The sequence below is a fragment of the Metabacillus sp. FJAT-52054 genome (assembly GCF_037201815.1).
Classification (GTDB): domain Bacteria; phylum Bacillota; class Bacilli; order Bacillales; family Bacillaceae; genus Metabacillus_B; species Metabacillus_B sediminis.
The window spans coordinates 3,800,552-3,826,071 of the sequence record NZ_CP147407.1; the positions used below are offsets into that span (position 1 = coordinate 3,800,552).

Below are 25,520 nucleotides of genomic sequence, written 5' to 3' on the forward strand. Positions count from 1 at the left end.
CTCCTCTGTTTAGTGCTAATATAAGGCCCGCCTCAAGGGACTTGAGGTGGACCTTTTCATCAGTTGGTCTTTGGCGCAGCAGGCTGTTCAGGTGCCGGTTGTTTCCCTGTTGCTGGTGCAGCAGGCTGTTTTCCCGGAGCTGGAGCTGCTGGCTTTCCTGCTGCCGGTACTGCTGGCTGCTTTTCTGCTGCTTCTTTTGCCTGTTCTTCTTCTACTTTATCAAGAGCTTCCTGTTTTTTTCTTTCTTCTTCTGCTGCTTGAGCTTTATCTTCATCTATTTTCTTTGTATTTTCAGCAATTTCGGAATCAAGTTCTTTTATTTTCGCCTGTCTTTCTTCACTTTTCATCTCTTTATTTGCTTGGAGGTCCCCTTTATATTGAATAAGCGCAACCGTCAAGATAAATCGGTCAGCAAGGTTTCTTGCGACTTCTATTGCTTTTTCACTTTCCCCGCGGCCCATTCGAATAAAGTACTCATAATACCGCTCGTCGGTCCTTAGGTTCAGCCTTTTACGGATGTTTTCCTTTTGGGTTCCTTTAACAAAATCCCCTGTCACAATATAGGAATGAGCGAGTTGATATCTTACAACCTTAGGCATAGACTCAACCTTGTATTTTTCAAGGTCATTGATTACTTCACTGTAATTGCTTGTTTGATAATTCTCTCCGCTGCTGACAAATGCCGCGTCTCTCGGCTGAAGGAAAAATACAGAATAGGCCGTATAAATAATAGCGGGAATCAAAAGTATGAGGAGCCCTAATGCTGCGTAGCGAAACGTTTTCCACTTCTTCTCCGGTATATGTACAAGACTTCGATCTTTTTCTTCCAGCAGCATAATTTTTCTGCTTATTAATGCGGAAAGATCTTCGGTTGTTTTTGCATCAAAAATTTCTTTTACAAGCGGAGAAACCTGAATCGTATCGTAGAATTTAATGTACTGCTCAAATGTAAACTTTTCGTCTACGGCAGCCGCAATAACGGCTCTCACTTCGTGCCAGATCCGCTCTTCATCCTTTTCATATGGCGGAATGCTCTCTTTCACACCGTAATGCAGGAATGCAGGTGCCAGTCCTTTTGTGAGCACCAGGTTATCCGGAGCGACAATAAGATGAAGTCTCGGATACGCGTGGGATTTTACCTTTTCAACTAGCTGGTGGGCAAACACCCAGCGGCTGTGGCGGTTTTTTTTATGAATTTCATTGAAGTTTTGGTAGGAATCGGCCGGTTTTATATGAATAAGGAGTTCATCCTCTGTCATTTCTATCTTTCTTTGAATATCGGAGTCGATCTTTTCGAGCATGGCAATTTCAAGCGGATCATCCAGCTTGATTTTCTCCTGCTGAAAAATAAACGAACGTTCCAGATTGTCTTTTGTGATGCTGCATTCGAGCTGCTGCTCCAAATAGTCAGGATTCTTTTCTGCCATGTTTTCTGGCTCCTTTACAGTATTTCAAGTCGGTCTCCAGTCATAATGCCGCTTTCCGCAAGCTGGCGGTCACCAGGGATGACCTTCTGCTTGTTTGGAACGCGGACCCAATGCCCTTCTCGAGGTGGGTCAGAAATGCATTTAGCCTGCCAGACGATATCAATCATTTTCTTGACAGAATGATAGTCTGATAGGCGAAGGTCAAACACTTCTCCAGTATAATTTTTTAAGTCAACTGTTACTTCAATATACATGCCTTTTCACCTCAAAAATGAAGAAGCGCCATAATCCGCGAAGAGTATGGCGCTTCCAAGCGTCTTTGCTGGATTAAGTAGCTAAAAAATTAGCCGCGGATTTGGTTAGCGATGTCTTGGTCAGCGTTGCGAAGTGCATCAGCTGTTTTGTTAAGCTGTTGGCTAACTTCAGCTAGCATTGTTTCCATTTTCTCAACAGAAGGTCTTAGTGTTTCCCACTGCTCGGAGAATGCTTCACTTGCAGAACCTTTCCAAAGATCTCTAAGCTCGTCCATTTTACCATTTAAACGTGTGATTTGCTGGTGTACATTTTCGCTCTCTGCTTTGAAATCGTTTGATTTTACTACAAGTTCTTCTGGTGTTACTTTAATAAGTCCTGCCATTTTAAACATCTCCCTTACCCGAATTTACTTTAATTGTAAAATTAAACCGACCCTAATTTCAATTGATACTTAGAAATTAGTAGAAAATTGGTTAATTCTATCTACTTCTACCCGAATTTGGAAGTTATAAACCATAAATAATGAGGAAATATTTCTTATTTCTTTTTTTTATTTGAAACTTACTACTTATTTCGACAGAAAAGTCTAAAAATATATAATTTCTAGTATGTGGAAGAAAATTTACGAGATTGGTGAAAATGTCTTTTGATTGTTAGGGGATTGTTGGAATTGTCATGTTGGGGGATTTATTAGAGGGAATTACTTTGGATAGAAGTATTATAGGTTTTTGTGGTGTTTTTAGTTAAAATAGAACTCTTTTAAATTTGGCTGTTGATTTCCGCTTCAGCCACTCGCTTTCCGCGGGGCGGGCGGTGAGCCTCCTCAGCGCCAGGCGCTTGCGGGGTCTCACCTGTCCCGCTGCTCCCGCTGGAGTCTCGTGTCTTCCGCTGCAATCAACAGGGTGTGGAGAAGTGGGTTTAGAGCTTTAACTTTATTTGAATTTTAAACCCCTTCTAACTAGGTTTATCAACACATTAATACCGGAAGAGTAGAAAAATTTACGGATTTCTTAAACCGCATCTATTAATTAACTCTAATGATGCCCAAATTTTCAGTTGAAGAGATCAGGTCTATTTTATGATTTCCTTTTGTGTAATAAACAGAAGCCCCTTCTCTTTCTCCCTTTTTCCATCCATTGGCTTTAAGTACTAATTCATATCCAAATGGTATCCCGTTTTCTTCTGATGCTTTTGACCAATCATAACTATTTCCATGTTCGTTTTTATGGACTAGCTCAGCATTTTTAGGAACTGGGAAGCTAAATAAATCTTCTGATGGTTCGTAAAGAGATAATGTTATGAAATAATAAAGTGCCCCACCTGCCAAAAGCGCAGCTAAAGCAAGGATCCAACCATTAATTTTCTTCATTCTACTAACCCTCTTTAATAAGTTGTTATTTGATTTTTTCTTCAAACGAAGCTGACCGTTTAGTTTATGTAGAAGTTTCAAGATTTCATATTTATACTGCCATGAATATCCAATATTAATACTGGATATCTTTTTAAAATCAACCGATACCCTTAACATTACTCTTCTATAAAACTCGCAGTATTCCGTATTAAGGACCAGTGCCACAAGATATTCTATACGTGGAGTCGTCACTCTTTTTGGCATAGCATAAGGTACCAGTGTCACCTGTTTCACTATCCCAATCTTTCCATAAGACAGAATATAGCGCCCCGTATTGTGTGTCCTTGATATTTTTGTTTGTAATTACCGCGAGGAAGCTTTGATAAGGGTGGCCATTACTTTGCAGATAGTTTCTTATCGCACTTCTTGGAGAGTGATCATTGTGCGTGATTGGAGCTAAAATTGGCGGGGCAATCATTAATACAAATAAGACAATACAAATGATGATCGTTACCTTTCTTTTCCTCATCTCTTTGCTCCCTCATTCTTAGTCTATTAAAATGTTTAATTTCTTTTCTAATTTACAACCTTATTTTCAATTTAACATAAATATCCAACTAGGGCACTACATATCCGAAATAGGTTAAATAAAAAAAGAGGAGTTTCCTCCCCTCTCTCCTTACTTCGTCTTAAATTTTGCTACTTCTGTTTTCAGTCCGGCTGCTAGTTCAGCGAGTTTGTTGATGGACTGGCCGATTTCTTCCATGGATGAGTATTGCTGCTGGGCTCCGGCTGCGACTTGCTGGGTGGAGCTTGCGGATTCGGTTGCGATGCTGGCCATTTCTTCGACGGATGCTGTGACTTCCTCGGAGCTTGCGGACATTTGCTCTGCGGTAGCGGACACTTCCTGGATCTGCGAGTTGACCTCTTGGACCGCTTTTTGAATCATGGTGAAGTTGTCACCGGTTTCTTTGATTAAATCAAGGCCGCCTGCTGCCTGTTCTTTTTCTTTCGCCATGTGATCGATGACGAGGTTCGTTCTCTTTTGGATGGAACGGATGAGGGTGGTGATTTGCTCAGCGGACTGCTTGGAGCCTTCAGCAAGCTTCCTTACCTCATCTGCTACTACGGCAAAGCCTTTGCCGTGCTCGCCTGCCCGTGCAGCCTCGATGGCGGCGTTCAGGGCCAGCAGGTTCGTTTGTTCGGAGATGGCCGTGATGACGTCGACAATTTTATTGATTTCTGCGGATTTGTCTCCGAGCTCGATGACGAGGCGGGTTGTTTCCTCGACAGAATGATAGATGTCATCCATTTGCTTGACGGCTTTATCAATATAGATGCTGCCTTTTTGCGTCTGTTCGGCTGCTTCTGAAACAGTGAGGCTCACCGATGCAGCCCGTTCTGCCACGTATTGGACTCCTGTTGCGATTTCCTGGACAGCCTTTGCAGTTTCTTCCGTACTCACCATTTGCGTTTCTGCTCCATCCGACAGTTCATCTACCGATTGGGCAATTTCCTTCGTAATGCCACTTACCTGACGGGAGTGCTCCTGGACCTGCTCTGAGGATGCTGAAAGCGTATCAGATGAGTGTTCGATTTGAGATAGCAGATTTTTCAGGGAATCGATCATTGTATTGAACGCGATTCCAAGCTGGCCGAGGTCATCCTTTGATGCCACGTGGACTTTATCTGTTAAATCGCCCTTACTTACCTTGCCGGCGACGACGGACAAAAGACGGATTGGACGAACTATGGAGCGGATGGTGAAGTAATTGAAGACCGTTCCAACGACTATAAAAATTACAATTACGATGATCATGTTGAGTAAAATAGGCGCAGATTGCTCGGTGAATTCTGCCTTATCAATCGTTCCAAGCACCTTCCAGCCGGTCTGTTCGCTCGTTTCAAACATCATGGATTTGTTTGAGCCTTTAAATGTATAGCTGAAGGATCCTTTTTCTGATTTGTAAATGGGTTCGCTGATGCTTTTATCCAGTTTTTCACCCGGTTTAAGCGTCGGGTGGACAACGATTTTTCCATTTTGGTCTAAAATGCTTGGATACCCTTTGTTGCCGATTTTCGTATCCAAAGTGGATTTAGCAAGGACGGCCAGATCAATATCCATGGCCATCACTCCGCTGCCGTCGGTTAATGTGCTTGCTATGGTCACGACCATTTTCCCTGTTGCTTCATCCTTATAGGGGCTCGTGATAATGGATTCCCCTTTGTTTGCGATCGCTTCTTTATACCATTCACGTTCGGTGGGATTGTAGCCTTCCGGGAATTCGGTTCTTGGAAAACTGTACATACTGCCGTCTTTTGTCCCCACATAGGTTAGTGTCACTTCTTGAAAGGAATTGCTTATATAGCCTAACCGCTCATTCAGGTATGATTCATTTTCAAAGGCTGTGCTATTTAGCGTTTGTGAAAACAGTTCGACGACATCCCGTTTATTTTTAAAGAATTCGTCTGTCAGGCCGGTTAAGAGCGTAACCTGCTCGGAAGCTGAGTTTTCAATCTGGTCTTTCACTTCTTTTTTCGCTGCTACATATCCGAAAATGCCGATCGACAAGGCTGGAACGATCAGCAGAACCGCCGTAAAAAGGATCAGACGATTGCGGATTTTCATATTTTTAAACATTAGCATGCACTCCGATTCTCAGATGATGATTACATGCTATTTATCGACAGACTCCGACAGAAGTTGAATAAAAAAAACGGGCCTCCCATTGGAAGCCCGGCACACGTTATTTCTGTTTTTTAAATTTCTTTCTTCTTTTCACATACCATACAATGACCATTACAAGCAGAACTGCGAGCACGGCATAGATGATATTCGAATAGATGCTCATATATTCTCCGATTTTCGGCCACGCTTCCCCGAGCATCGCGCCTAAAATAACAAGAAGCGTATTCCAAATCAGTGTTCCAAGCGTCGTATAAATCAGGAAAAGCCATACGTTCATGTTGGACATACCAGCCGGGATGGAAATGACACTTCTTACAAACGGCACCATACGGCAAAAGAAGACCGTCCATTTTCCATATCGATCAAACCAGGCATCGCCCCGGTGAATTTCTTTCTTTGAAACAAGCAAAATGTGGCCCCATTTGTCCACAAACTTCCCCAGCTGCTCTACATCCAGCAGCCTTCCTACATAATAAAGGATCAAGGCTCCAAGCACCGAACCGGCAGTCGCCGCTAAAATGACCCCCGGAATCGTCAGGCCCGCTGTCGTTGTCATAAAGCCTCCGAACGGGAGGATGACCTCTGACGGAATCGGAGGGAACACATTCTCCAATGCAATCATTAAAAAGATTCCCAAGTACCCAAACTGCTCCATAAATTGTGTAATCCAATTTTCCATTAGAAATCGTGCCTCCTGTTTCGATCTAGCCGTCCCCGAAACCATTAGTACGGATTAAGAGCCTAAAAGGTTTCACATTCTCCCTAAAAGACTTCCCGAAAAGGCGGCAGGGCAAACCAGGAGGGGGGTTTGGCGATATGTAAAAAACACCAGCTGAATTGGTTTCAGCTGGTCAAACGAGGATCAGAGGGGTTTTGTGATTTTTTCTATAAGAGGGAGGTTAGCGGAAAATCAGGTTTCCTGTTCGGCGAGCTCGCGCGGACGGCCGCTCATGAATCGGACGGAGTCTGCGACGACTTCTGTGACGTAGACCATTTTACGTTCTGCGTTTTCGTATTTTCGGGATTGGATTCTTCCGGTGACACCGACGATGGAGCCCTTTTGGCAGTAATTCGCCGTGTTTTCGGCTGTTCTTCTCCACAGGGTACAATTGACGAAATCTGTTTCGATTTCACCGGCGTGGTTTTTGAAATTACGGCTGACAGCGAGGGTGATGTGGGCAACCGGGGCTCCTTCTTTCGTGTAGCGGATATCCGGATCCTTCGTAAGACGCCCTACTAACGTTACATGATTGATCATCCTGTTTCTCCTTTCCTTCCTAGTCAATCGTATTGTAATGGATGTTTGAGAATAGGGAAAATCAGGAAAAGTTATTTTTAGGCATCAATTTTCCTTTGATGAAGATACAGAAGATAGGTTCTGGCCATTTAAAGGATCTATTTTGTGATTTTCGTAAAAGATAAGAAAAATAATGCGCTATGTTATAATGATAAAAACGACTGGAAAACAATGCGGAGGTGGATGATGATGAAGACGTTTAAGCTTGTTTCCATGAAGATTGCACGGAATGATGAGAACGGCCGCCATTATGATGAGATTCCTTTAAACGATGGCCTCGTCATAAACAAAAAGGACGGCGAAAATGATTGGCTTCTTGAGGCGCTGATCAGCAGCGATCATTTGGACCGCTTCCAAAAGCTTATGGATGAAAAGAATGAACAGACTCTTGTGATTACCATCTCCAAGAGAACGAATACCCCTGCTAAATTAAAAGCGGCAATCAGCAATGTAGTGGAGCTCGAAAATAACCTGATATCCGTTTTATTTTCAGGAAGAATGGTTTCAAACCGCCCATTTGGAAACGCGGAGAGAATTTTAACGGAGCTTTTGGATGAAGGATTAGATGGTGAAGACCTGCTGCAGGCTTTTTCCGCCCAGTGGCATAAAACACAGGATCAGCAGGAATCTGTAACGACTAAATAAAGAAGCCAGTCTATAGGATGACCGGCTTCTTTGTTAGTCCTTTTTCATATCCTTTTTCATCATATCTTCTTTTTGTCTCTCGGTCTTGTTATCCATACGGCCATCCAGCTTCTGCGGGTCATGTCCATGTCTCATATTGCCCGGGGCCATGTTGCCGTTTTTAAGCTCCATGTTGTAATTTTCCTGTTCCACCGGCGGATTTTCATCCTTTTTTTCCTCGGGATCTGGATCGTCTGAGCATCCGGCCAAGCCCATTGCCAGGATCAAACCGGTTAAAAGACCAAATACTTTTTTCATGCTGCATGCTCCCTTCTTGATGTTTATTCTCAAGAATTAGCATGCCCCACGAAAAAACCGCTCATTCGAAGGAGGGGTACGATGAAATACGCTGCAGCGGTACTTGCAGGAATGGCTGTGCTTTTTGCCGGAACGAAGAAGGCGAAGGCACCGGTAAAAAAATAAAAGACGCGCGATTTCCGCCAGGATTTCACGCGTCTTTTTTTATTCTGTTTTTTCGCCCAGTGCAAACATGATTTCCGCTTCGCACACAATTTGTCCGTCTACGGTTGCCGTTGCTTTTCCTTTGCCAAGGGCGCCGCGGGAACGGATGATTTCGACTTCAAGGCGAAGCTGATCGCCTGGTTTTACTTGTTTTTTAAATCGGCAATTATCGATTCCTGTGAAAAATGCGAGTCTGCCGCGATTTTCTTCTTTTTTAAGCATCGCTACCGCTCCAACCTGCGCGAGAGCTTCTACAATTAATACTCCAGGCATAACCGGGTAGTCAGGGAAATGTCCGTTGAAAAATTCTTCATTCGCGGATACATTTTTAATTCCGACGGCACGCGCCCCTTCTTCTACTTCAAGGATGCGGTCCACCAGTAAAAACGGATAACGGTGAGGAATGATTTCTTTAATCTGCTGAATATCTAGCATATGGGTCGGACTCCTTTCATCTTCCTATCTATGTATACGGCAAAAAGGAAGGAGAATCCTTCCTTTCGCAAACATGAGTATAGACTTATTCGGACTCTTTTTCAACCAGGTCCACGATATGCTGCCACGTGGATGGCTTCAGCACATCAAGCGGATTCCCATCTCCAATGACTCCATACCCGACCATTGCCCCAGTAATGGCAGCCAAAATAAACAGGAAGGCCACAATTAATAAGCGCAGCCAAATCGGAAAGAGCCGAATCCGGATTTTCCCGGCAGGCTTCGTTTCCTCTTGAGCTGGATCCTGTGCTTTCTTTTCCTGTTTATATTTTTCACGGGTCATGGACGCGTCTTTGGAAGCCATGGTGAAAACCCCTTCGGCATAATTAGCGGACAGAGTTGATTAATCCCAGCATCTGATCGCCGATTGTAATGGACTTTGCATTAAATTGATACGCCCGCTGTGAAACGAGCATGTCGGTCATTTCTTTTGATACATCGACGTTCGACATTTCCAGAGCTCCCTGCTCTACAGAAATCTGTCCCCGTGCTGCACCAGTCAGATCCGTCACGGCCGTCTGGTCATTCGGATTCAAAAGTGTATAAAGATTGCCGTTTGTCTGCACAAGTGATTGCGATTTGTTGGATTGAACGATGCCGAGGTTGACTGTTCCGGCAGGCTGTCCATTTCCGTCAAGCGCTGTCAGCGTTCCGTTGGCTGAAATAGTGATGGAAGAAGCATTTTCGTTCAGCAAAATCGGCTGATTGTTTTCGTCTAAAATTCGTTGGCCGCTGGCATTCACCAGCCCAAGCTTGCCGTTTGCCTCTGCAGAAAGATAAAGCGCCCCGCTTCGTGTATAGCGAGTTTGCCCATCTGCCTCCACTTTTAAGAACTGGCCCGGCTTCGTGAAAGCAAAATCAAGGTTACGCTCCGTTTTTTTAATGGTTCCCTGGCTGAAGACGACATTTTGCATCAGCTGGGCTCCGACTCCCTGGCGAATTCCGAAATCGGTTGATCGGCCAACCTCTTTGTTCAGGTCAGATTGGTTGTCGTATTGCTGGCGCACAAGTTCACCGAACGTTGTATTCGTGCGCTTGAATCCCTGTGTATCGACGTTGGCTATATTATGCCCAATTATGTCGAGCTGCTTCTGCACCTGGTTCATCGTGTTGGAAGCCGTAATCATGGAGTTCAGCATGTTATTTCCTCCTCATTAGCTTAACCGGCCGATTTCATTGACCGCTTTATCAAGACTGCGGTCATACGCCTGCAATACCTTTTGATTCGCTTCAAATGAACGGTAGGCGGTCATCATCTCGGTGTAGGCACGGGCTGTATCCACATTCGAGCCTTCTGTGAAGCCCTGCTTCAAGGAATATCGAACGTTCGCATTCCCGGCTGCAGTCGGCAGAGCAGCGTTATCCGCTGTTCTGAACAAACCGTTTCCTTCTTTAACGAGATTGCGGACGTCGCCTGCAAAACGGACGTCGATTTGAGAGGTTTCCTGTCCGCCGATTCTTACACGGCCGTCCTGGGTGATTTCATACTCATCACCCGTAATCGTAATCGGTGCGCCTGCTGTGGAAAGAACAGGGACGCCCTGGGACGTAAGCTGGTTTTGATCATTTAATGTAAAATGGCCGTTCCGTGTATAGCGGACCTGCCCATCCGGCATTCCGACTGCGAAAAGAAGGAAGCCTTTCATTCCGGTATCCGCGTTCGCAGGCACCGCTTCCTCTAAAAGAGCGATATCTGAAGGCAAGCCTGTTTCTCTTAAATCACCTTGCGTAAACTGGGGGACAAGTTCCTGTACGTAAGCACCTGTATTCAAAGAGCCGATTGGCGTCTGGGTTCCAAAATTCATGGGGTTCTGGGTTGGAGCATCCTTGCCTTCCATTCTGCTGAGCAGCATTTCTGGAAAAGCACGGATGGCCGCCTGGTCTGATTTATAACCGGGCGTATTCACGTTGGCGATGTTGTTTGACAGCATTTCTGTCCGTTTCTGTTGCGAAAGCATGCCGGCCGCAGCCGTATAAAGCCCTCGAAGCATAATCCACCTCATATCGGCGCATTGTGAAGCGCCTTTTTTCCTATTTCTATTATAAATGACAATTCATGAAAACTCCTACTTTATTTTTTTCGACAAATTGCAACAAATTTTTACTATAACCCTTCAAAAACCGACAAAATGTCGTATAATGTATTTGGGACATATCTTTTATGTTCCCCTTTCAAATTGTGTTTTGGTTCGATTTTGTTCCCACTTAATCTGAACCGCATTTCAGGCACCCAAAGAGGCCTTGCTGATGGACTGGATCAGTGAGGGCTCGGGGTGCCCTTTTTTTGTGGGGATTTTTTTTGGGGGGTGGCGGCGGTTGGATTGGGGTTGGATTGGGGTTGGATTGGGGTTGGATTGGGGTTGGATTGGGGTTGGATTGGGGTTGGATTGGGGTTGGATTGGGGTTGGATTGGGGTTGGATTGGGGTTGGATTGGGGTTGAGTGGGGTCAGTCCCCACATTTTTCACCGTATGTAGGGACGGAGGGGGTGGGCGCTGATGCCTTGTGTACCAACGTTTTGTGGAGTTGGTGCCGGAGCTTTAGTTCATTAGCGGAGGGCGGGTCAGGCACGGTGCCAGTCCCCACATTCTTCACCGCATACGGGGACGGAGGCGGGGGGCGGTGATGCCTTGTGTACCAACGGTTTTTGGAGTTGGTGCCGGAGCTTTAGTCCATTAGCGAAGGGCGGGTCAGGCACGGCCATGTAAACTGTTTTCATTTCCACCTTCATATCCGCGGTTGAAGTTTGCACTGACCCTCAATACTTTAAAGGAGCGGGGGAACAAGCATCGGTGCACCGAACCCCTGACAACTAAACCTTTTTTGGTGGCGGGGACGGAGGTTTAGTGCTTTAGCAGAGCGGGGGTCAGTGCAATGCACTGACCCTCAACACTTTAAAGGACCGAGGGAACAAGCATCGTCCCTCTGACCCCCTGTCAACTAACGCTTTTTGAGTGAGGGGGACGGAGGTTTAGTGCTTTAGCAGAGTGGGGGTCAGTGCAAAAAAAAAGCCAAACAGTCCACGTCCCCTGTTCAGCTCCATACTTAAGATATATTCTCCACTTCTCCACCTGGCAGTGAGATGAAGGAAAAGTCGTTGTCGCCGAATAGTTCCCAGCCTTCGAAGGATGCGCTGTTGTGGAAGATGTCGAGTACGGCTTGGTTTTCTGTGGTGACGCGAAGGATTTCAGCTTCCTTCCACCAGCAAATGCTGTGGATTTCCTTACCGGCGAGCAGGGTGTTGAGTTTATCTAAGTATTCTCCGGCGGTGCCGGCAGTTTGGAAGTCGGTTTGGCCGACGGTGATGCGCCCGTCTTTTTTGAGTCTCCATGGGCATTCGATGACGAGGCCTCCGTTGGAGAAATGCAGGATCAACGGGAGGGGTTTGCCGTTTTCGAGCTTGGTTATTTTTTGTCCTTTGAAGTAAGGGAAATCAAGGCTTTCGTTCATGGTCTCTCCTCCGTTTGGCGTCTACTTTTTATTTCTCCTTATCGATTGATAAGCAAGGGGCATGCTGCTGGACTTACATATTTTCCACTGAGAGTCCGCGCAGGATTACTTCTGTATATAGTCTTGCCCGCTGATCGAGTGTTTTGCTGTCGCCTGGCAGCGGGTGGCTGAGCATACTCATAAAAATGTGAGAGTAAATGGATGTGGTTGCCTTTAGAGAATCCGGATCCTTAAGGGTTCCTTCTGCTGCTGCGCGTTCAAAAATAGATGAAATCGGTATTTGATAGGCTTCGCTCCAGCATTGGCTGATCATCATTTGATCTTCAACGGTCATTTCATATTCAATATCGTGAAACATTTGGCTTAGCTTTTTCGGCTGGTGCAAAATGATGTAGCGGGTAACCCGGTATAAAGAGTCTTCGAGATCTGGATGCCGCTTAATGATCCGCTCGAGTCCTGTTTGCATTTCGTATAAGTAATTCCTTACGACTTCAACGTAGAGGCTTTTTTTGTTGGGAAAATGGTGATAAAGGGCTGGCTGAGTGAGGCCGCAGGTGTCTGCAATTTTGCGGGTTGAGATGGCGCGGTACCCGTATTCCATGAATAAACCTTCCGCTGCCTTAATAATGTTTCTTCGTGTATCTCCCATTTCGGCTGCGGTATTTTGCTTGGGTGCCATTCATTTGCCTTCCCTTCTGTTCCTTATCATATGATAAGATTGTAAGCTTTTATTTTGTATGCTGTCAACCGAACTCTAAAAAAATGGCCTGATTCCGTTCAGAATCAGGCCATAGAGTTTTACATAATTTTTCTTTTGGCAAGACGGTCCACGTTGTCGAGCATAATTCCTGTTCCAATGGCAACACAGTCCATTGGATTTTCTGCGACAAGCACTGGCACCTTTAGTTCTTCAGCCATTAGCTGATCGATTCCGTTCAGAAGGGCTCCGCCCCCTGTCAGGATGATCCCGCGGTCGATGATGTCAGCAGACAGCTCAGGCGGTGTGCGTTCCAGCACGCCTTTAGCTGCCTGGACGATTACGGCTACGGATTCTTTTAGGGCTTGTTCAATTTCTTTGGATGTAACAGTAATCGTTCTTGGCAAACCGCTTACCATGTCACGGCCGCGAATTGCGATTTCTTCTTGACGTGCGCCTGGGAATACCGTTGCTACCTTAATCTTAATATCTTCGGCAGTACGCTCTCCAATCAGAAGCTTGTACTCTCGTTTGATATGATTGAGGATTTCTGTATCGAACTTGTCCCCTGCCATCTTAATGGAAGAGGCGGTGACGATATCGCCCATGGAAAGCACTGCGATATCCGTTGTTCCACCGCCTATATCCACAACCATATTTCCGCTTGGCTGGAAGATATCCATTCCGGCGCCGATTGCGGCAACCTTAGGCTCTTCTTCCAGGAAAACGTTTTTGCCGCCGCTTTTTTCAGCTGCTTCCCTGATCGCTTTCTGTTCAACAGAAGTGATGTTCGTTGGGCAGCAAATCAGCATGCGCGGTTTCGAAAAAACACCTTTAAGATTGAGCTTGTTAATGAAGTGCTTCAGCATCGCTTCCGTCACTTCAAAATCTGCAATGACTCCATCTTTTAACGGACGGATGGCAACAATGTTCCCAGGCGTACGTCCTACCATTCTTCTTGCTTCTTCGCCGACTGCCAGCACTTTTCCTGTATTGCGGTCCATCGCGACAACGGAAGGTTCGTTCAGCACGATCCCTTTCCCTTTAACATGTATCAGTACGTTGGCTGTACCGAGGTCGATTCCTATGTCCCTTGCAAACATTGTTCCCTTTTCCTCCTTGCAAATCACGATTCCCGTGTATATCCATAATTGCACCTAATTACATATTGTATCACATAATACAAATAATAGGTGTTATTTGGTAAAGAATCTACACATTTTTAGATGGGATTGGATTTACAAAGATACGCTTATTTCACTGGTTCTTCATGAAGAATGTCTTCCTTGCGGTATTTCAATTTTGTTGCTTCTCCGCCTCTCAAATGGCGAATGGATTTATGATAATCCAGAATTTCCTTTACCTCTGCTGCAAGCTCCGGGTTAATTTCAGGCAATCGCTCTGTCAGATCTTTATGGACAGTACTTTTGGAAACCCCAAACTCTTTCGCAATCACGCGAACTGTTTTTTTAGTCTCCACGATATACTTTCCAATCTTGATAGTACGCTCTTTGATGTAATCGTGCACACCACTCGACCTCCCTAAAATGGATGTGAGAAGTGTGAAATGAGACCCGCATATTAAGAGACATCAGCTGCTGGGATGGAATGTACTCTAAAGATGCTTCCGCTGGTGGATTCACAATAAACAGCCACGATCCTCACCTCAAACACTCTCTTTGTTAGGTTTGTAACATTCTATTAGCTTGGTTGCAGTAATATGCTAAAAAGTCAACAGGGACAAGGGATTGCGTAAACTTTCCTGTTAAAATACAGGGCATATGCTAAAGAATATGTGAAACTTATGGGAATTTAGAATCTTAATTTATTTTTCGAATGGTAAAAACCGGATTTATTTGACTGATTCGCATGAAAATCGAGGTTACTTGAAAATTCCATCTCGCGGGGAGAGTAAAACTTATGGCTGAACGAACATTTTAGGATTGACATGAAAAGGGTTATCAATAATAATTGAGAATGAAAATCATTATTGAACAATTTTACATAAAGGAGAAGCACTCGAATGATAAAAAAAATGAGGTTACAGGTCTTCGCTCTTATTTCCATTTTGCTGCTTGGAATTCTTGCTGGATGCGGAGCAAATACAGAAGGATCCGGGTCAGAAAAAAAAGGGGAAGTCAACTTATATACGAGCCGTCATTATGAAACGGATGATGCCCTTTATGCGGAGTTTACAAAGCAGACAGGAATTAAAGTAAATGTAGTAAAAGGGGAAGAAAATGAATTAATTGAGCGTCTTTCCAGAGAAGGCGAGGCTACTCAGGGCGATCTATTTTTAACTTCTGATGCCGGAAGACTGCATTGGGCTAAGGAGAAAAACCTGCTTCAGCCTGTGGAAAGCAAAACGCTTGCCGCGAACGTTCCTGAAAACTTAATGGACAAGGAGAAGGAATGGTATGGTTTAACGAAAAGAGCCCGCGTTATTGTGTACTCCAAGGATCGCGTTAATCCGGATCAATTGTCTACCTATGAAAATCTGACTGAGCCTGAATGGAAGGGCAAGGTGCTTGTTCGTCCGGCTGATAATGTATACAATCAATCACTTTTAGCATCCTTTATCTCATTAAACGGAGAAGAAAAAGCGAAATCATGGGCTAAAGGGATTGTGAGTAATTTGGCGAGAAGTCCGCAGGGAAATGACCGCGATCAGGCAAGGGCAATCGTTGCGGGTGAGGGTGACGTTGCGATTATGAACACTTATTATGTGGGTGTTATGTTGAATTCCGAGGATCCTGAAGAGGTTAAAGTTGCTGAAAAGGTTGGCGTTTTCTTCCCGAATCAGGAAACAGACGGCACCCATGTAAATGTCAGCGGAATTGGGCTTACGAAGCACGCAAAAAACAAAGAGAATGCAGTAAAATTAATGGAATTCCTATCCGGTAAAGAGGCGCAGGGCAAATTTGCCGAAGCTAATTATGAGTACCCGGTCAATCCCGATGTACAGCCATCTGAATTGCTTAAATCATGGGGTGATTTTAAAGCCCAGGATCTTCAATTGTCAGAGCTTGGGAAGAACAATGCCGATGCCGTGAAGCTGTTTAATGAGGCCGGCTGGAAATAATCTTTCTTTCCCATTCACCTGAAAAGAGATAAAATCATTCAAGAGACGTGCCGTATTGCATGAGCGATACGGCACTCTTTTATAAATTTTCAAACGGGTTAGGAATGATGGGTTTGTTTCACCAAATTAAACGTCACCTGAATGGCTGGTCGCTTCTAAGTTTCCTATTCATATTTATGATTTTGCTTCCTGTTCTATTTATCGGCGTCCAATCCTTTACGGAACCGAGCGAAAACTGGGAGCATATTAAACAATTTCTTCTGACAAATTTTATTCAGAACACCCTGATCATTGTGTTCTTTACTAGCATCATCACGGTGATCATCGGGGTCAGCATGGCTTGGCTTGTGTCAGCTTATGAATTTCCATTACGGAATTTTTTTAAATGGGGAGTCATTTTGCCGCTCGCTATTCCTCCCTATATCGGGGCTTATACGTATCATGGGCTTTTAAATTATACAGGTGTCATTCAATCAGCATTGAGAAATAACTTCGGTGCCGCACTAAATCCCAAGTACTTTTCAATTATGAATGTTCCTGGTGCCATCTTCATTTATTCCATTTTTTTATTCCCATATGTTTATATCATCACAAAAAGTTTTTTGGAAAAGCAATCTGCTTCCCTTGTTGAAAACTCCCGCTTGCTTGGAAGAAATCCATATGAGATTTTCTTCCGCGTGATCCTCCCTATTTCAAGGGCTTCCATTATTGGCGGAGTAAGTTTAGTGATATTGGAAGTATTAAATGATTACGGTGTGGTTAAATATTTTGGCATTCAAACTTTCAGTACGGCCATTTTTCAGACATGGTTCGGGATGGGGGACATCGGCTCAGCAATTAAGCTTTCCGGAATACTCATGACTTTCGTGATTGTGGTTCTGCTTTTGGAGAGACTGTTAAGAAGCCGCAAAAAGTACAGCTATTCGACATCCAAGGTCCGTCCGCTTCAGCCTGCACCTTTAAAAGGGGCTAAAGCCTGGTCGGTCTTCGCCTATTTCAGCTTTATTTTCCTAGTTACTTTTCTTGTTCCATTCATTCAATTGAGTTACTGGGCCTTCATCACCTTTGACAAAGTAGTCAATGCCGGTTTCCTGACGTTAGTCTGGAATTCCACCTTCGTTGCGGTCATTGCCTCTTTCATCATTGTGCTGATCTCATTGGTGACCGCAAATTTTTATCGGTTATTCAGCGGAGCCTTCTCCAAAGCCACGTCCAAAATTGTAATTTTTGGCTATTCCATACCCGGCGCCGTGATTGCTATGGGGGTTCTTTCCCTCTTTCTTGCTCTTGATAGGCAGATCGCTGCTTTCTCTAAAATAGCTGGGTTTGAACCAACAATCGTTTTAAGCATAAGTATCTCAATGCTGATCTTTGCCTACGTCATTCGATTCCTGGCTTTAGGATTTAACTCGATTGAGTCAGGTTTTGATAAAATAGGGGTCAGCTTTACAGAAGCCTCCAGAACGCTTGGCATGTCGATAACACAAACCTTTTTTAAAGTGGATCTCAGGATGATTTCAGGAGCGGTTTTCGGAGCATTTATCCTTGTATTTATTGAGATATTAAAGGAATTGCCCTTGACGCTGATCTTACAGCCATTTAATTTCTATACACTGGCAACAAAGGCGTTTCAGTATGCTGGAAATGAACAAATCCATGAGGCGGCTTCAGCGTCCATATTAATCATCCTTATTAGCGGCGTGTCCATCTATTTCTTTCATAAAGTGCTGGAAAGGGAGTAAATCTGATGTTTGTCCAAATACAAAATTTACATTTCCAATATAGAAACTCAAATGAACAGACCATCCAGGATTTTGTGTTATCGATTGAAGAAGGGGAAATTGTTTCGATCCTTGGGAATAGCGGAAGCGGAAAAAGTACGATCCTAAGGCTAATTGCCGGTCTTGAAGTGCCTAGCAGCGGTTCCATTGAAATAAACAACAAGATTGTGTCCAATCCATTCCATTTTATACAGCCTGAAAAAAGAGGCGTCGGATTGGTTTTTCAAGATTACGCCCTTTTCCCGCATTTAAGTGTGGCCGATAATATAAAATTCGGATTAAAAAAACGCAGTAAAAAGGAAAAGAATGAACGTGTCAAGGAGCTCTTACATCTCGTTGGTCTTCATGACTTTGCCAATCGCTATCCATATGAATTAAGTGGCGGCCAGCAGCAGCGTGTAGCACTTGCCAGGGCACTCGCTCCCAACCCCTCCCTGCTTATGCTGGACGAACCATTCAGCAATCTTGATTCCGAACTCCAGCAAAAAATTCGGGATGAATTACGCTCCATTTTGAAGCAAACTGGCATTACATCCATTTTTGTAACTCATGATCGGGAGGATGCAAGATCACTCGCTGACCGAATCGTGATTATGAAGGACGGAAAAATTACTCAAATAGGAAAACCCTGCGACCTCCTGGCAGAGGATATGGAAACTATCCACCAGAAAGAATATATTAAATGAACTAGCGGCTGGAGCTTATCCTGCCGTTTTTTGGTTAAGGTAGATCTGGGGGAGTGGAGGTGCGTGCCGAATATGGCGGTTGGCGTACTGGTTTTGGCCGGTACTCACAATTATTTAGCCGGTCGCGGATGGAATTTGTCCGGTGCATTTTATTAAGCTGTTGGACACTTTTTTTGGCAGGTCAGCAATTAAATCTGACCGTTCCTCCACTTTATTTGGCCGCTCACAGATGGAATTCAGCCGCTAGTGACCAGGAATTTTTCCGTCCCAAATAAGTTGTTCTTCCATCCAAGTGGACGGATTTTTTAGCCAGTCTTGAAAAAGGAATTTTCCCAAGTAGAGTTTCATGTTAGTATGAATAAAGGGATTTTTTTACAAAGAAGGATGAATAGGAATGAATATTATTCGGACGAAGGATTTTGAGTTAGTCGCTAAGCTGAATCGATATGTTCACGATGTACATACAGCATTATATCCGGAGTATTTTAAGGCATATGATTACAGTGAAATCAGGAGTTTTTTTCAAGGAATTATCGAGACGGAAGGGAGTTCATTTTCCTGGTGCTTGAGGAGGTTGGGCAGCCTTTGGGCTATGCTTGGATTGAGATACGAAATTATCCGGAGAATGCTTTTAAAAAGGCGTATCGATCGGTATATGTTCATCAAATAAGTATTGCGGATCATATGAGAAATCAGGGGTACGGTTCCAGGCTGATGGAGGAAGTTGCAGAGGTTGCAAAGTCTAAAGGTATTACGAAGGTTGAGTTGGATTATTGGTTCGATAATGAAGCGGCAAAGAATTTTTACAGGAAAAACAATTTTGTTAAATATCGGGAGTTTGTTTATATGGACTTATAACGTAAAAAAAGGTGCGAATTGCACCTTTTTTTCATGCCTGATCTGCTGGATAAACGAGTCCGATTTGACGGCGTGCTTCATCCATGATTTCGAGAACGATTAAGGAGTTTTCGAATGTGTTGATGGTTGATTCGCGTTTTCCGGAACGGATGAGGGCTGCGAATTCTTTTGCTTCGTCGTACATGGAGTTTTCATTTTGCTCGACGTTGATGTTTTCTGATTCGCCGGTACGGTATTGAATGCGGACGTTTTCCATTGTGCTGAATTTCTCGATGACGATGCTGCCTGCTTCCCCTTGGATTTCGGACGGGATGTAGGAGTCGGTAATTTTGGAGAACATGACGATGGCGTCGTGTTCGTCGTATTGAAACAGGATGCTGCCTTCGCCGTCTACACCGGATTCGAGCAGGTGCGCGGTTGCCTGGATGGAGTTCGGCTTGCCGAATAGGGCAACCATTGGTGCGATGCAGTAGATGCCGATATCCATCATCGAGCCGTTCGAGAATTCGGGTTTGAACGCATTTAGGATTTTACCTTCTTTATAGGCATCGTAGCGGGATGAATATTGGCAGTAGCTTGCTACGTAGCGGCGGATCTTTCCGATTTTTTTCAGGTTGCTTTGGATGGATGCGAAGTTTGGAAGCAGGGTTGTTTTCATGGCTTCCATCAGTAAGACATCGTTTGCTTGTGCCGCTTCGATCATTTTTTTCATTTCAGCAGCGTTTGAGGCAATGGGCTTTTCACATAGGACATGCTTGCCGTGGTTCATGCAAAGAATAGCCTGTTCCGCATGCAGGGAATTCGGGCTTGCGATGTACACTGCATCGAATTCTTTACTGGCTGCAAATTTTTCAAGGCTTGTATATGTATGGCGGGCGCCGTGCTTTTCTGCAAACTGGGATGCGCGGTCCTCTGTCCGGGAGTAAACGGCAGTTAGCTCCAGTTCACCTGTTTGAGCTGCGGCATCAAGAAATTTTTCGGTAATCCAGTTTGTTCCGATCACTCCAAAACGTATCATGTATATCTCTCCTTTGACGATGGTAGTTCCGCATTTATTTTACCATACTCAAAAGAAAAACCCGCATGATGCAGGAGCACCGTACGGGTTCAAAATGTAAAGCCATGATTATGCGTTTTTAGAAGGAACGGAAGCTTCAGATTCTTTAGCGTCTTCTTGCTTCTCATTTTTCTTTTCTTCCTGCTGCTTTGCTTCTGTTTCTTTGCTTGCAGCTGCTGCTTCATCAGAGATGGCGGTTGCAGGCTTGTCAAGAAGGTTAGCAGGGTTCAATGCTTTTCCGTCTTTACGGATTTCAAAGTGTACGTGTACGCCGTTCTTTTCGTTTAATAGATTTTTCCCGGCCTTACCGATTACTGCATGCTGTGCGACTGTGTCGCCTTCTTCTACTGCAACAGATGCTAGAGATTGATAGACAGTTGTTACGCTATCCTCGTGCTGAATTTCAACAACGTATCCTAGGATCGGATCTTTTTCTGCTCTTAGTACGGTTCCGCTTAGAGAAGCTGTCACATCGAATTCCTTACCGTCCATCTTCGCAAGGTCGATTCCTTGGTTCGGACTGTACGTGTTATTATAGGATACGAGTGCCGCTTCCTGCTCTTCTTTAGAAGACTTGGAATCATAGAACTTTTTCACGACTTGAATCTCTTCTTTGTCAAGAGCCGGCGTTGTGATATTCTCCACTGGCTTGGCTACTTCAGCAGCATCCTGTCCCTTTTCAGTTTGGGGCTTGCCTGGCTGTTCGCCTACCGGGTTCATATCGCGTGTTGCCTGATACCATAACACACTTGTTAAAATCAAAGCTGCACTAACTAAGTAGATTGCCGGAAATACCCAGCGTTTTCTAAAAAATTGCTGAACCTTTGATTGTTGAGAAGTACGATTTTTTTCTTCCTCTCTCATCTTCATCACCTCAGCAACCATTCTGAACACAATTCTGAAAATATATACATTTGCCAAAAAAAATTTAAAAAACGCTTAGTATGCTCCAGTGATTTTGCCATTATGCAAAAAAGGATGAGGACGATGAAGAAACTATTATACTGGGTGCTGACGGTTGCCCCGATCGCTTATATGTGGCTGATTTGGGAGCTTTCGAGCATCCCGGGAGACCCGAATGCACCATTTACGTTTGAGGCGGTATTTAAAGACTCGCTCCATTTAATAGAGTTTGGAATCCTGTATTGGATGTTTGCATTTGCCCTCGCCGTTCACGGAAAATGGACAGCAGGGACAAGCCTTGCGATTGTCATCGTTTGCCTTTCATATGGGGCGATTGATGAGATCCACCAGATGTTCACGCCGTTTCGGACGTCAACCTGGTTTGATCTGTTTAAGGATGCAGTGGGAATCACCGTTTCCTATATCATTATGAGATACACTTATTTCAAGTCGAAGGATTCACGTATGTACCGCTTTTTTCAAAGGCTTGAAACGCTTGATCGGAGGAACTGACAATGAAGCTGAGATTAGCCAAAAGGGAAGATTTAGAACGAATTGTAGATATTTATAATACAACGATTGCATCCAGGATGGTGACGGCGGACCTTGCGCCGGTTACCTATGAAGCCCGGGGAAAATGGTTTGATGATCATAATGAGCAGTACCCGCTATGGGTCGCTGAGGATGCATCAGGCGTCATTACAAGCTGGATCAGCCTCCAGCCGTTCTACGGCAGAGAAGCCTATAAGCACACCGCTGAGGTCAGCATTTACATTGACCCGGCCTTCCGCGGAGGAGGTCTTGGGAAAAAACTGCTCCAGGCTGCAATCGATCAGTGCAAGGAATTGAATATCCAAACCCTGCTCGGATTTGTTTTTGGACACAACGAACCAAGCATCCGTTTGTTTGAACGATTTGGGTTTGAACGATGGGGCACTCTTCCGAAGGTGGCAAACCTTGAGGGTGTGGAGCGTGATTTAGTGATTTTGGGGAAACGAGTGGGATAAACGAGAGACGGCCGGTACCCGAGTACCGGCCGTCTTTTTGTTATCGTGATTGACTTGATCCATTTTTTATGACACCTTTTAGGAAAAAGTGGAGAGCTAGACTTACAACGATGATTTGGGGGATCGCTGGTGAGAACCAAGTGGCGGCTTGCTATCCTCTTACTGGTTTATGGTGGCCGGTCCTTTTATCATTTTGAAACAAAAAACACAGCCCCCAAAGGAGACTGTGCCCTATTGCTGTGCCGTCAATTTCGTTAAAAACGGGTCTGCAGCTGCGAGTGTCGTTCCATTATAGTAGTATCCGACGATGTCTTTGTACGATTTTCCGTCCTGAGCCATGAAGTTCGCTCCGTATTGGCTCATTCCGACTCCGTGGCCGTATCCCTTCGTTTGGATGACGACGTTGCCGCCTTTTAGTGTCCAGGTGAAGTCGGTGGATTTCAGCTGAAGTTTGTCACGGACATCACGGCCGGTTAAGGTTTTGCCGCCGATTTCCACTTTTGCGACGCGGTTGCTTGAGGTTCGCTCGATTACTTTTCCGACGGAGTTTGCGCTTTTGAGAGACACACCGAGTTTTCTCTGGAAGTCTGCGACAGAAAAGATTTGCTGACTGTAGTATTTAGGGGATGCTTCATCCCATGTACTTTTGACACTTCTTAAGTATGGTATGGCGTTTGGCCAATAGTCTTCCGAGTTTTCCGTATAGCCGTTGCTTGTTGAGAAGAAGGATGCGGTAATCGGCTTGTTCTCATAGGTAAGGATTTGTCCGGAGGTTCCTGATACGGCAGCCAGCACTTTCTCAGATCGCCAGCTATAGTCGCTACCCCATAATTTCTTCAATTCTTCTTTGTTCCGGTATACCTGATGGATTACTGTGTCTGTGACATTTGCTTTCTGGCCGGTTGGGGTTGAGATACCTTTTCCGGCAGTAAGCGATTTGACGATTACGGTTCTTGCCGCAAGTGCCTGGGCTTTCAATGCTTCCTCTTCAAAATCAGCCGGCATTTCTGAGGCGACGACTCCAAATACATAATCCTCAAGTGCCACGTTCTCTACCTTTTTGGCAGCGGTCCGGTAAACCGACACGGTCACACTTGATTTTGGTACCTGCGGCTTCTCCTGCTGTTCCTTCTGCTTCAGTTCTTCTCCCAGACTGCCGTTTGACTGGCTGACGAAGGGGGAAACAAGCAGCGCCGGGATCATGAGAACTAAAATAAAAAGTCCGGCTAGTACGACCAATAGCGGTTTCATAGATTTCATCCACTGAGCCTCCTGATTGAGTAATGCGTATACTCCATCCTATGGGCTTGGACAACCTTTTATGACTGCATTTGATATGAAAGGGTTAGTAGAACGTTTTTGAAATGGATAAGTTCATCGAAAAATAGCGAAAAATGTTTCACAAGGAACAGGAATGAATTCCCTTAAATGAAGGTATACTGGAAGTGATACCTGTTGGAGAGGGATTGGCGGGTGTTGGTTGGGGGTTTTGATTTAGGGTTTTGGTGGTTTTGATTGAGGGTTTCGCGGTTTTGAATTACGGTTTTGGTGGTTTTGATTGAGGTTTTAGCGGTTTTAATTGAGCTTTTAGCGGTTTAAATGAAGGTTCGGCGGTATTCAGAGGTTCTTCCAGGGCTCGATCCAGACCAATCTGGTATAATTGCTGACTTCTTCGGAATTATTGCTGACATTCTTCCGATAATTGCTGACATTTACGTTATAATTGCTGACTTTATATTACTAATTGCTGACTTTTTACCAATAATTGCTGACTGCCCACTAATGACCGTTGACCACAAACTACAAATTCCTAAAAAATCACACCACAAAAAACTTATGATGAAATTCCCGCGTTTATGATGAATTTTTGAGATTTATGATGAACTTTTTTGCACTTATGATGAATTTTCCGGATTTATGATGAATTTCCGTAATTTATGCTGAATTCATGGTTTGCCCACTGTGCTAAACTGCATAAAAAAGAACCCGCCCAGATGGCGAGTCCCGTTTGAGAATATAAAATTATGCATTTAAGTCCGAAACAGCTTGCTGTTCTGGTGTGATGGATTGGTCGTCGGTTGTGATGCGTTCGATGTCGGCTCCGATTCCGGCAAGTTTGCCGTGGAAGTTTACGTAGCCGCGGTCGATGTGCTTCAGTTCCATTACGCGTGTATACCCTTCGGATACGAGGCCAGCCAGGACAAGAGCGGCACCTGCACGCAAGTCTGTTGCTGCTACTTCTGCTCCTTGAAGCTCGCCAGGTCCGTTGATGATCACGGAACGGCCTTCGATTTTGATTTCTCCGTTCATGCGGCGGAATTCTTCCACGTGCATGAAGCGGTTTTCAAATACGGTTTCTGTAATCATGCTTGTGCCCTTTGCCTGAAGAAGCAATGCCATCATTTGAGATTGCATGTCTGTCGGGAATCCTGGGTGAGGCATGGTTTTGATGTCTACCGCTTTTAATTCTGCTGGTCCAATGACACGCAAACCATCTTCTTCTTCGATGATTTCTACGCCCATTTCTTCCATTTTCGCTACTAATGAAGCAAGGTGTTCAGGTACAGCGCCTTTTACAAGGACGTTTCCGCCTGTAATCGCTGCAGCCACCATGAAGGTTCCTGCCTCAATACGGTCAGGAATGATGTTGTGCTGAGCGCCTTTTAGTTCAGATACACCCTCAATACGGATCGTACCTGTTCCAGCTCCGCGAATTTTTCCACCCATAGCATTGATGTAGTTCGCCAAGTCAACGATCTCTGGCTCTTTTGCACAGTTTTCAAGGGTTGTTGTACCCTCTGCAAGTGCAGCGGCCATGATGATATTTTCAGTGGCACCTACACTCGGGAAGTCCAAATAAATTTTAGCTCCGCGCAGTCTGCCCTTTACTTCGGCGTCAATAAAGCCATTTCCAACTTTGATGATCGCGCCCATGGCTTCAAAGCCTTTAAGATGCTGATCAATTGGACGTGAACCGATTGCACATCCGCCCGGCAGTGCTACACGCGCGCGGCCAAGTCTTGCCAAGAGCGGTCCCATTACAAGAACGGATGCCCGCATTTTACGCACATATTCAAATGGTGCTTCGGTGCTAAGCTCTTTGGATGCATCTACAATTACCTGATTGTTTTCGAAATGGACATCTGCACCAAGGTGGCGCAGAACTTCATTAATCGTATATACATCGGAGAGCGTAGGTACATCACAAATAATGCTCTTATCTTCACTAGCTAATAAGGATGCAGCGATAACCGGTAAAACGGCATTTTTGGCACCTTCTACCTTTACTGTGCCGTTCAACTTCTGACCGCCGCGGACGATGATTTTTTCCAAGGTATTC

At 44.7% G+C, this 25,520-nt stretch carries 27 protein-coding genes; 7 read left to right on the forward strand and 20 right to left on the reverse strand.

Annotated features, from left to right (window positions below; translation table 11 throughout):
* Positions 1–59: 59 nt before the first annotated feature.
* The 7 genes from essB to ssb all read right to left on the reverse strand — a co-directional run bounded on the left by essB (position 60) and on the right by ssb (position 6,980).
* Positions 60–1,427, reverse strand: coding sequence for a type VII secretion protein EssB (gene essB / locus WCV65_RS19585; protein ID WP_338778826.1), 1,368 nt, complete (start codon positions 1,425–1,427; stop codon positions 60–62).
* A 14-nt stretch (positions 1,428–1,441) separates the two neighbouring features.
* A complete protein-coding gene (locus WCV65_RS19590) occupies positions 1,442–1,681 on the reverse strand; it encodes an EsaB/YukD family protein (protein WP_035408137.1) in 240 nt (79 codons plus the stop codon).
* 89 nt (positions 1,682–1,770) lie between these two features.
* On the reverse strand, positions 1,771–2,064 hold the full coding sequence (locus WCV65_RS19595) for a WXG100 family type VII secretion target (RefSeq protein ID WP_035408135.1): 294 nt from the start codon (positions 2,062–2,064) through the stop codon (positions 1,771–1,773).
* Between the two features lie 642 nt (positions 2,065–2,706).
* Positions 2,707–3,051 (reverse strand): hypothetical protein, encoded by a 345-nt coding sequence (locus WCV65_RS19600; RefSeq protein ID WP_338778827.1) that lies wholly within the window; start codon positions 3,049–3,051, stop codon positions 2,707–2,709.
* 661 nt (positions 3,052–3,712) lie between these two features.
* Positions 3,713–5,674, reverse strand: coding sequence for a methyl-accepting chemotaxis protein (locus tag WCV65_RS19605; protein WP_338778828.1), 1,962 nt, complete (start codon positions 5,672–5,674; stop codon positions 3,713–3,715).
* Between the two features lie 106 nt (positions 5,675–5,780).
* Positions 5,781–6,401 carry a DedA family protein gene (locus WCV65_RS19610; RefSeq protein ID WP_338778829.1) on the reverse strand — a complete coding sequence of 207 codons (621 nt, stop codon included), beginning with the start codon at positions 6,399–6,401 and terminating at the stop codon, positions 5,781–5,783.
* 231 nt (positions 6,402–6,632) lie between these two features.
* Positions 6,633–6,980 carry a single-stranded DNA-binding protein gene (gene ssb / locus WCV65_RS19615; RefSeq protein WP_035408124.1) on the reverse strand — a complete coding sequence of 116 codons (348 nt, stop codon included), beginning with the start codon at positions 6,978–6,980 and terminating at the stop codon, positions 6,633–6,635.
* A 225-nt stretch (positions 6,981–7,205) separates the two neighbouring features.
* Here ssb and WCV65_RS19620 point away from each other — a divergent pair, with 225 nt between their 5' ends.
* Positions 7,206–7,664 (forward strand): YwpF family protein, encoded by a 459-nt coding sequence (locus WCV65_RS19620; protein WP_338778830.1) that lies wholly within the window; start codon positions 7,206–7,208, stop codon positions 7,662–7,664.
* Between the two features lie 33 nt (positions 7,665–7,697).
* Here WCV65_RS19620 and WCV65_RS19625 read toward each other — a convergent pair whose 3' ends face one another.
* From WCV65_RS19625 to spoIIID, 9 genes are all read right to left on the reverse strand, one after another.
* The gene (locus WCV65_RS19625) at positions 7,698–7,961 is read right to left on the reverse strand and encodes a hypothetical protein (RefSeq protein ID WP_338778831.1); all 264 of its coding nucleotides are present in this window, start codon (positions 7,959–7,961) and stop codon (positions 7,698–7,700) included.
* Positions 7,962–8,165: 204 nt separating this feature from the next.
* A complete protein-coding gene (gene fabZ / locus WCV65_RS19630; protein WP_338778832.1) occupies positions 8,166–8,600 on the reverse strand; it encodes a 3-hydroxyacyl-ACP dehydratase FabZ in 435 nt (144 codons plus the stop codon).
* 85 nt (positions 8,601–8,685) lie between these two features.
* Complete coding sequence (locus tag WCV65_RS19635) at positions 8,686–8,964, reverse strand: DNA-directed RNA polymerase subunit beta (RefSeq protein WP_338778833.1); 279 nt, start codon at positions 8,962–8,964, stop codon at positions 8,686–8,688.
* A gap of 22 nt (positions 8,965–8,986) precedes the next feature.
* Positions 8,987–9,799 carry a flagellar hook-basal body protein gene (locus WCV65_RS19640; RefSeq protein ID WP_338778834.1) on the reverse strand — a complete coding sequence of 271 codons (813 nt, stop codon included), beginning with the start codon at positions 9,797–9,799 and terminating at the stop codon, positions 8,987–8,989.
* Between the two features lie 15 nt (positions 9,800–9,814).
* Complete coding sequence (locus tag WCV65_RS19645; protein ID WP_338778835.1) at positions 9,815–10,651, reverse strand: flagellar hook-basal body protein; 837 nt, start codon at positions 10,649–10,651, stop codon at positions 9,815–9,817.
* 1,053 nt (positions 10,652–11,704) lie between these two features.
* Positions 11,705–12,109: a DUF6188 family protein gene (locus WCV65_RS19650; protein ID WP_338778836.1), complete on the reverse strand. Its 405-nt coding sequence runs from the start codon at positions 12,107–12,109 to the stop codon at positions 11,705–11,707.
* Positions 12,110–12,182: 73 nt separating this feature from the next.
* Positions 12,183–12,788 carry a TetR/AcrR family transcriptional regulator gene (locus WCV65_RS19655; RefSeq protein ID WP_338778837.1) on the reverse strand — a complete coding sequence of 202 codons (606 nt, stop codon included), beginning with the start codon at positions 12,786–12,788 and terminating at the stop codon, positions 12,183–12,185.
* A gap of 119 nt (positions 12,789–12,907) precedes the next feature.
* A complete protein-coding gene (locus WCV65_RS19660) occupies positions 12,908–13,909 on the reverse strand; it encodes a rod shape-determining protein (RefSeq protein WP_035408107.1) in 1,002 nt (333 codons plus the stop codon).
* 149 nt (positions 13,910–14,058) lie between these two features.
* Positions 14,059–14,334: a sporulation transcriptional regulator SpoIIID gene (gene spoIIID / locus WCV65_RS19665; RefSeq protein WP_035408105.1), complete on the reverse strand. Its 276-nt coding sequence runs from the start codon at positions 14,332–14,334 to the stop codon at positions 14,059–14,061.
* A gap of 495 nt (positions 14,335–14,829) precedes the next feature.
* Here spoIIID and WCV65_RS19670 point away from each other — a divergent pair, with 495 nt between their 5' ends.
* The 4 genes from WCV65_RS19670 to WCV65_RS19685 all read left to right on the forward strand — a co-directional run bounded on the left by WCV65_RS19670 (position 14,830) and on the right by WCV65_RS19685 (position 19,213).
* Positions 14,830–15,888 carry a Fe(3+) ABC transporter substrate-binding protein gene (locus tag WCV65_RS19670; protein WP_338778838.1) on the forward strand — a complete coding sequence of 353 codons (1,059 nt, stop codon included), beginning with the start codon at positions 14,830–14,832 and terminating at the stop codon, positions 15,886–15,888.
* Between the two features lie 59 nt (positions 15,889–15,947).
* The gene (locus WCV65_RS19675) at positions 15,948–17,630 is read left to right on the forward strand and encodes an iron ABC transporter permease (protein ID WP_338778839.1); all 1,683 of its coding nucleotides are present in this window, start codon (positions 15,948–15,950) and stop codon (positions 17,628–17,630) included.
* A 5-nt stretch (positions 17,631–17,635) separates the two neighbouring features.
* Positions 17,636–18,355 carry an ABC transporter ATP-binding protein gene (locus WCV65_RS19680; protein ID WP_051860683.1) on the forward strand — a complete coding sequence of 240 codons (720 nt, stop codon included), beginning with the start codon at positions 17,636–17,638 and terminating at the stop codon, positions 18,353–18,355.
* Positions 18,356–18,940: 585 nt separating this feature from the next.
* Positions 18,941–19,213: a GNAT family N-acetyltransferase gene (locus WCV65_RS19685; protein ID WP_338778840.1), complete on the forward strand. Its 273-nt coding sequence runs from the start codon at positions 18,941–18,943 to the stop codon at positions 19,211–19,213.
* A gap of 31 nt (positions 19,214–19,244) precedes the next feature.
* Here WCV65_RS19685 and WCV65_RS19690 read toward each other — a convergent pair whose 3' ends face one another.
* Positions 19,245–20,231, reverse strand: coding sequence for a Gfo/Idh/MocA family oxidoreductase (locus tag WCV65_RS19690; RefSeq protein ID WP_338778841.1), 987 nt, complete (start codon positions 20,229–20,231; stop codon positions 19,245–19,247).
* Between the two features lie 108 nt (positions 20,232–20,339).
* The gene (locus tag WCV65_RS19695) at positions 20,340–21,134 is read right to left on the reverse strand and encodes a M23 family metallopeptidase (protein ID WP_338778842.1); all 795 of its coding nucleotides are present in this window, start codon (positions 21,132–21,134) and stop codon (positions 20,340–20,342) included.
* Between the two features lie 123 nt (positions 21,135–21,257).
* On the opposite strand from WCV65_RS19695, the gene WCV65_RS19700 reads away from it, so the two are divergent.
* Together WCV65_RS19700 and WCV65_RS19705 are read left to right on the forward strand one after the other, a co-directional pair.
* Complete coding sequence (locus WCV65_RS19700) at positions 21,258–21,686, forward strand: VanZ family protein (RefSeq protein WP_338778843.1); 429 nt, start codon at positions 21,258–21,260, stop codon at positions 21,684–21,686.
* A 2-nt stretch (positions 21,687–21,688) separates the two neighbouring features.
* Positions 21,689–22,180, forward strand: coding sequence for an N-acetyltransferase family protein (locus WCV65_RS19705; RefSeq protein ID WP_338778844.1), 492 nt, complete (start codon positions 21,689–21,691; stop codon positions 22,178–22,180).
* Between the two features lie 231 nt (positions 22,181–22,411).
* Here the strand turns inward: WCV65_RS19705 and spoIID are convergent, their stop codons facing one another.
* Positions 22,412–23,440, reverse strand: coding sequence for a stage II sporulation protein D (spoIID, locus tag WCV65_RS19710; protein WP_338778846.1), 1,029 nt, complete (start codon positions 23,438–23,440; stop codon positions 22,412–22,414).
* A gap of 762 nt (positions 23,441–24,202) precedes the next feature.
* A complete protein-coding gene (murA, locus tag WCV65_RS19715; protein ID WP_338778848.1) occupies positions 24,203–25,513 on the reverse strand; it encodes a UDP-N-acetylglucosamine 1-carboxyvinyltransferase in 1,311 nt (436 codons plus the stop codon).
* Positions 25,514–25,520 lie beyond the last annotated feature (7 nt).

What these genes read in the sequence shown, in the direction of transcription:
- essB (WP_338778826.1), bottom strand. Translation starts at nt 1,427, where the DNA reads ATGGCAGAAAAGAATCCTGACTATTTGGAGCAGCAGCTCGAATGCAGC.
- WCV65_RS19590 (WP_035408137.1), bottom strand. Translation starts at nt 1,681, where the DNA reads ATGTATATTGAAGTAACAGTTGACTTAAAAAATTATACTGGAGAAGTG.
- WCV65_RS19595 (WP_035408135.1), bottom strand. Translation starts at nt 2,064, where the DNA reads ATGGCAGGACTTATTAAAGTAACACCAGAAGAACTTGTAGTAAAATCA.
- WCV65_RS19600 (WP_338778827.1), bottom strand. Translation starts at nt 3,051, where the DNA reads ATGAAGAAAATTAATGGTTGGATCCTTGCTTTAGCTGCGCTTTTGGCA.
- WCV65_RS19605 (WP_338778828.1), bottom strand. Translation starts at nt 5,674, where the DNA reads ATGTTTAAAAATATGAAAATCCGCAATCGTCTGATCCTTTTTACGGCG.
- WCV65_RS19610 (WP_338778829.1), bottom strand. Translation starts at nt 6,401, where the DNA reads ATGGAAAATTGGATTACACAATTTATGGAGCAGTTTGGGTACTTGGGA.
- ssb (WP_035408124.1), bottom strand. Translation starts at nt 6,980, where the DNA reads ATGATCAATCATGTAACGTTAGTAGGGCGTCTTACGAAGGATCCGGAT.
- WCV65_RS19620 (WP_338778830.1), top strand. Translation starts at nt 7,206, where the DNA reads ATGATGAAGACGTTTAAGCTTGTTTCCATGAAGATTGCACGGAATGAT.
- WCV65_RS19625 (WP_338778831.1), bottom strand. Translation starts at nt 7,961, where the DNA reads ATGAAAAAAGTATTTGGTCTTTTAACCGGTTTGATCCTGGCAATGGGC.
- fabZ (WP_338778832.1), bottom strand. Translation starts at nt 8,600, where the DNA reads ATGCTAGATATTCAGCAGATTAAAGAAATCATTCCTCACCGTTATCCG.
- WCV65_RS19635 (WP_338778833.1), bottom strand. Translation starts at nt 8,964, where the DNA reads ATGGCTTCCAAAGACGCGTCCATGACCCGTGAAAAATATAAACAGGAA.
- WCV65_RS19640 (WP_338778834.1), bottom strand. Translation starts at nt 9,799, where the DNA reads ATGCTGAACTCCATGATTACGGCTTCCAACACGATGAACCAGGTGCAG.
- WCV65_RS19645 (WP_338778835.1), bottom strand. Translation starts at nt 10,651, where the DNA reads ATGCTTCGAGGGCTTTATACGGCTGCGGCCGGCATGCTTTCGCAACAG.
- WCV65_RS19650 (WP_338778836.1), bottom strand. Translation starts at nt 12,109, where the DNA reads ATGAACGAAAGCCTTGATTTCCCTTACTTCAAAGGACAAAAAATAACC.
- WCV65_RS19655 (WP_338778837.1), bottom strand. Translation starts at nt 12,788, where the DNA reads ATGGCACCCAAGCAAAATACCGCAGCCGAAATGGGAGATACACGAAGA.
- WCV65_RS19660 (WP_035408107.1), bottom strand. Translation starts at nt 13,909, where the DNA reads ATGTTTGCAAGGGACATAGGAATCGACCTCGGTACAGCCAACGTACTG.
- WCV65_RS19670 (WP_338778838.1), top strand. Translation starts at nt 14,830, where the DNA reads ATGATAAAAAAAATGAGGTTACAGGTCTTCGCTCTTATTTCCATTTTG.
- WCV65_RS19675 (WP_338778839.1), top strand. Translation starts at nt 15,948, where the DNA reads ATGAGCGATACGGCACTCTTTTATAAATTTTCAAACGGGTTAGGAATG.
- WCV65_RS19680 (WP_051860683.1), top strand. Translation starts at nt 17,636, where the DNA reads ATGTTTGTCCAAATACAAAATTTACATTTCCAATATAGAAACTCAAAT.
- WCV65_RS19690 (WP_338778841.1), bottom strand. Translation starts at nt 20,231, where the DNA reads ATGATACGTTTTGGAGTGATCGGAACAAACTGGATTACCGAAAAATTT.
- WCV65_RS19695 (WP_338778842.1), bottom strand. Translation starts at nt 21,134, where the DNA reads ATGAGAGAGGAAGAAAAAAATCGTACTTCTCAACAATCAAAGGTTCAG.
- WCV65_RS19700 (WP_338778843.1), top strand. Translation starts at nt 21,258, where the DNA reads ATGAAGAAACTATTATACTGGGTGCTGACGGTTGCCCCGATCGCTTAT.
- WCV65_RS19705 (WP_338778844.1), top strand. Translation starts at nt 21,689, where the DNA reads ATGAAGCTGAGATTAGCCAAAAGGGAAGATTTAGAACGAATTGTAGAT.
- spoIID (WP_338778846.1), bottom strand. Translation starts at nt 23,440, where the DNA reads ATGAAATCTATGAAACCGCTATTGGTCGTACTAGCCGGACTTTTTATT.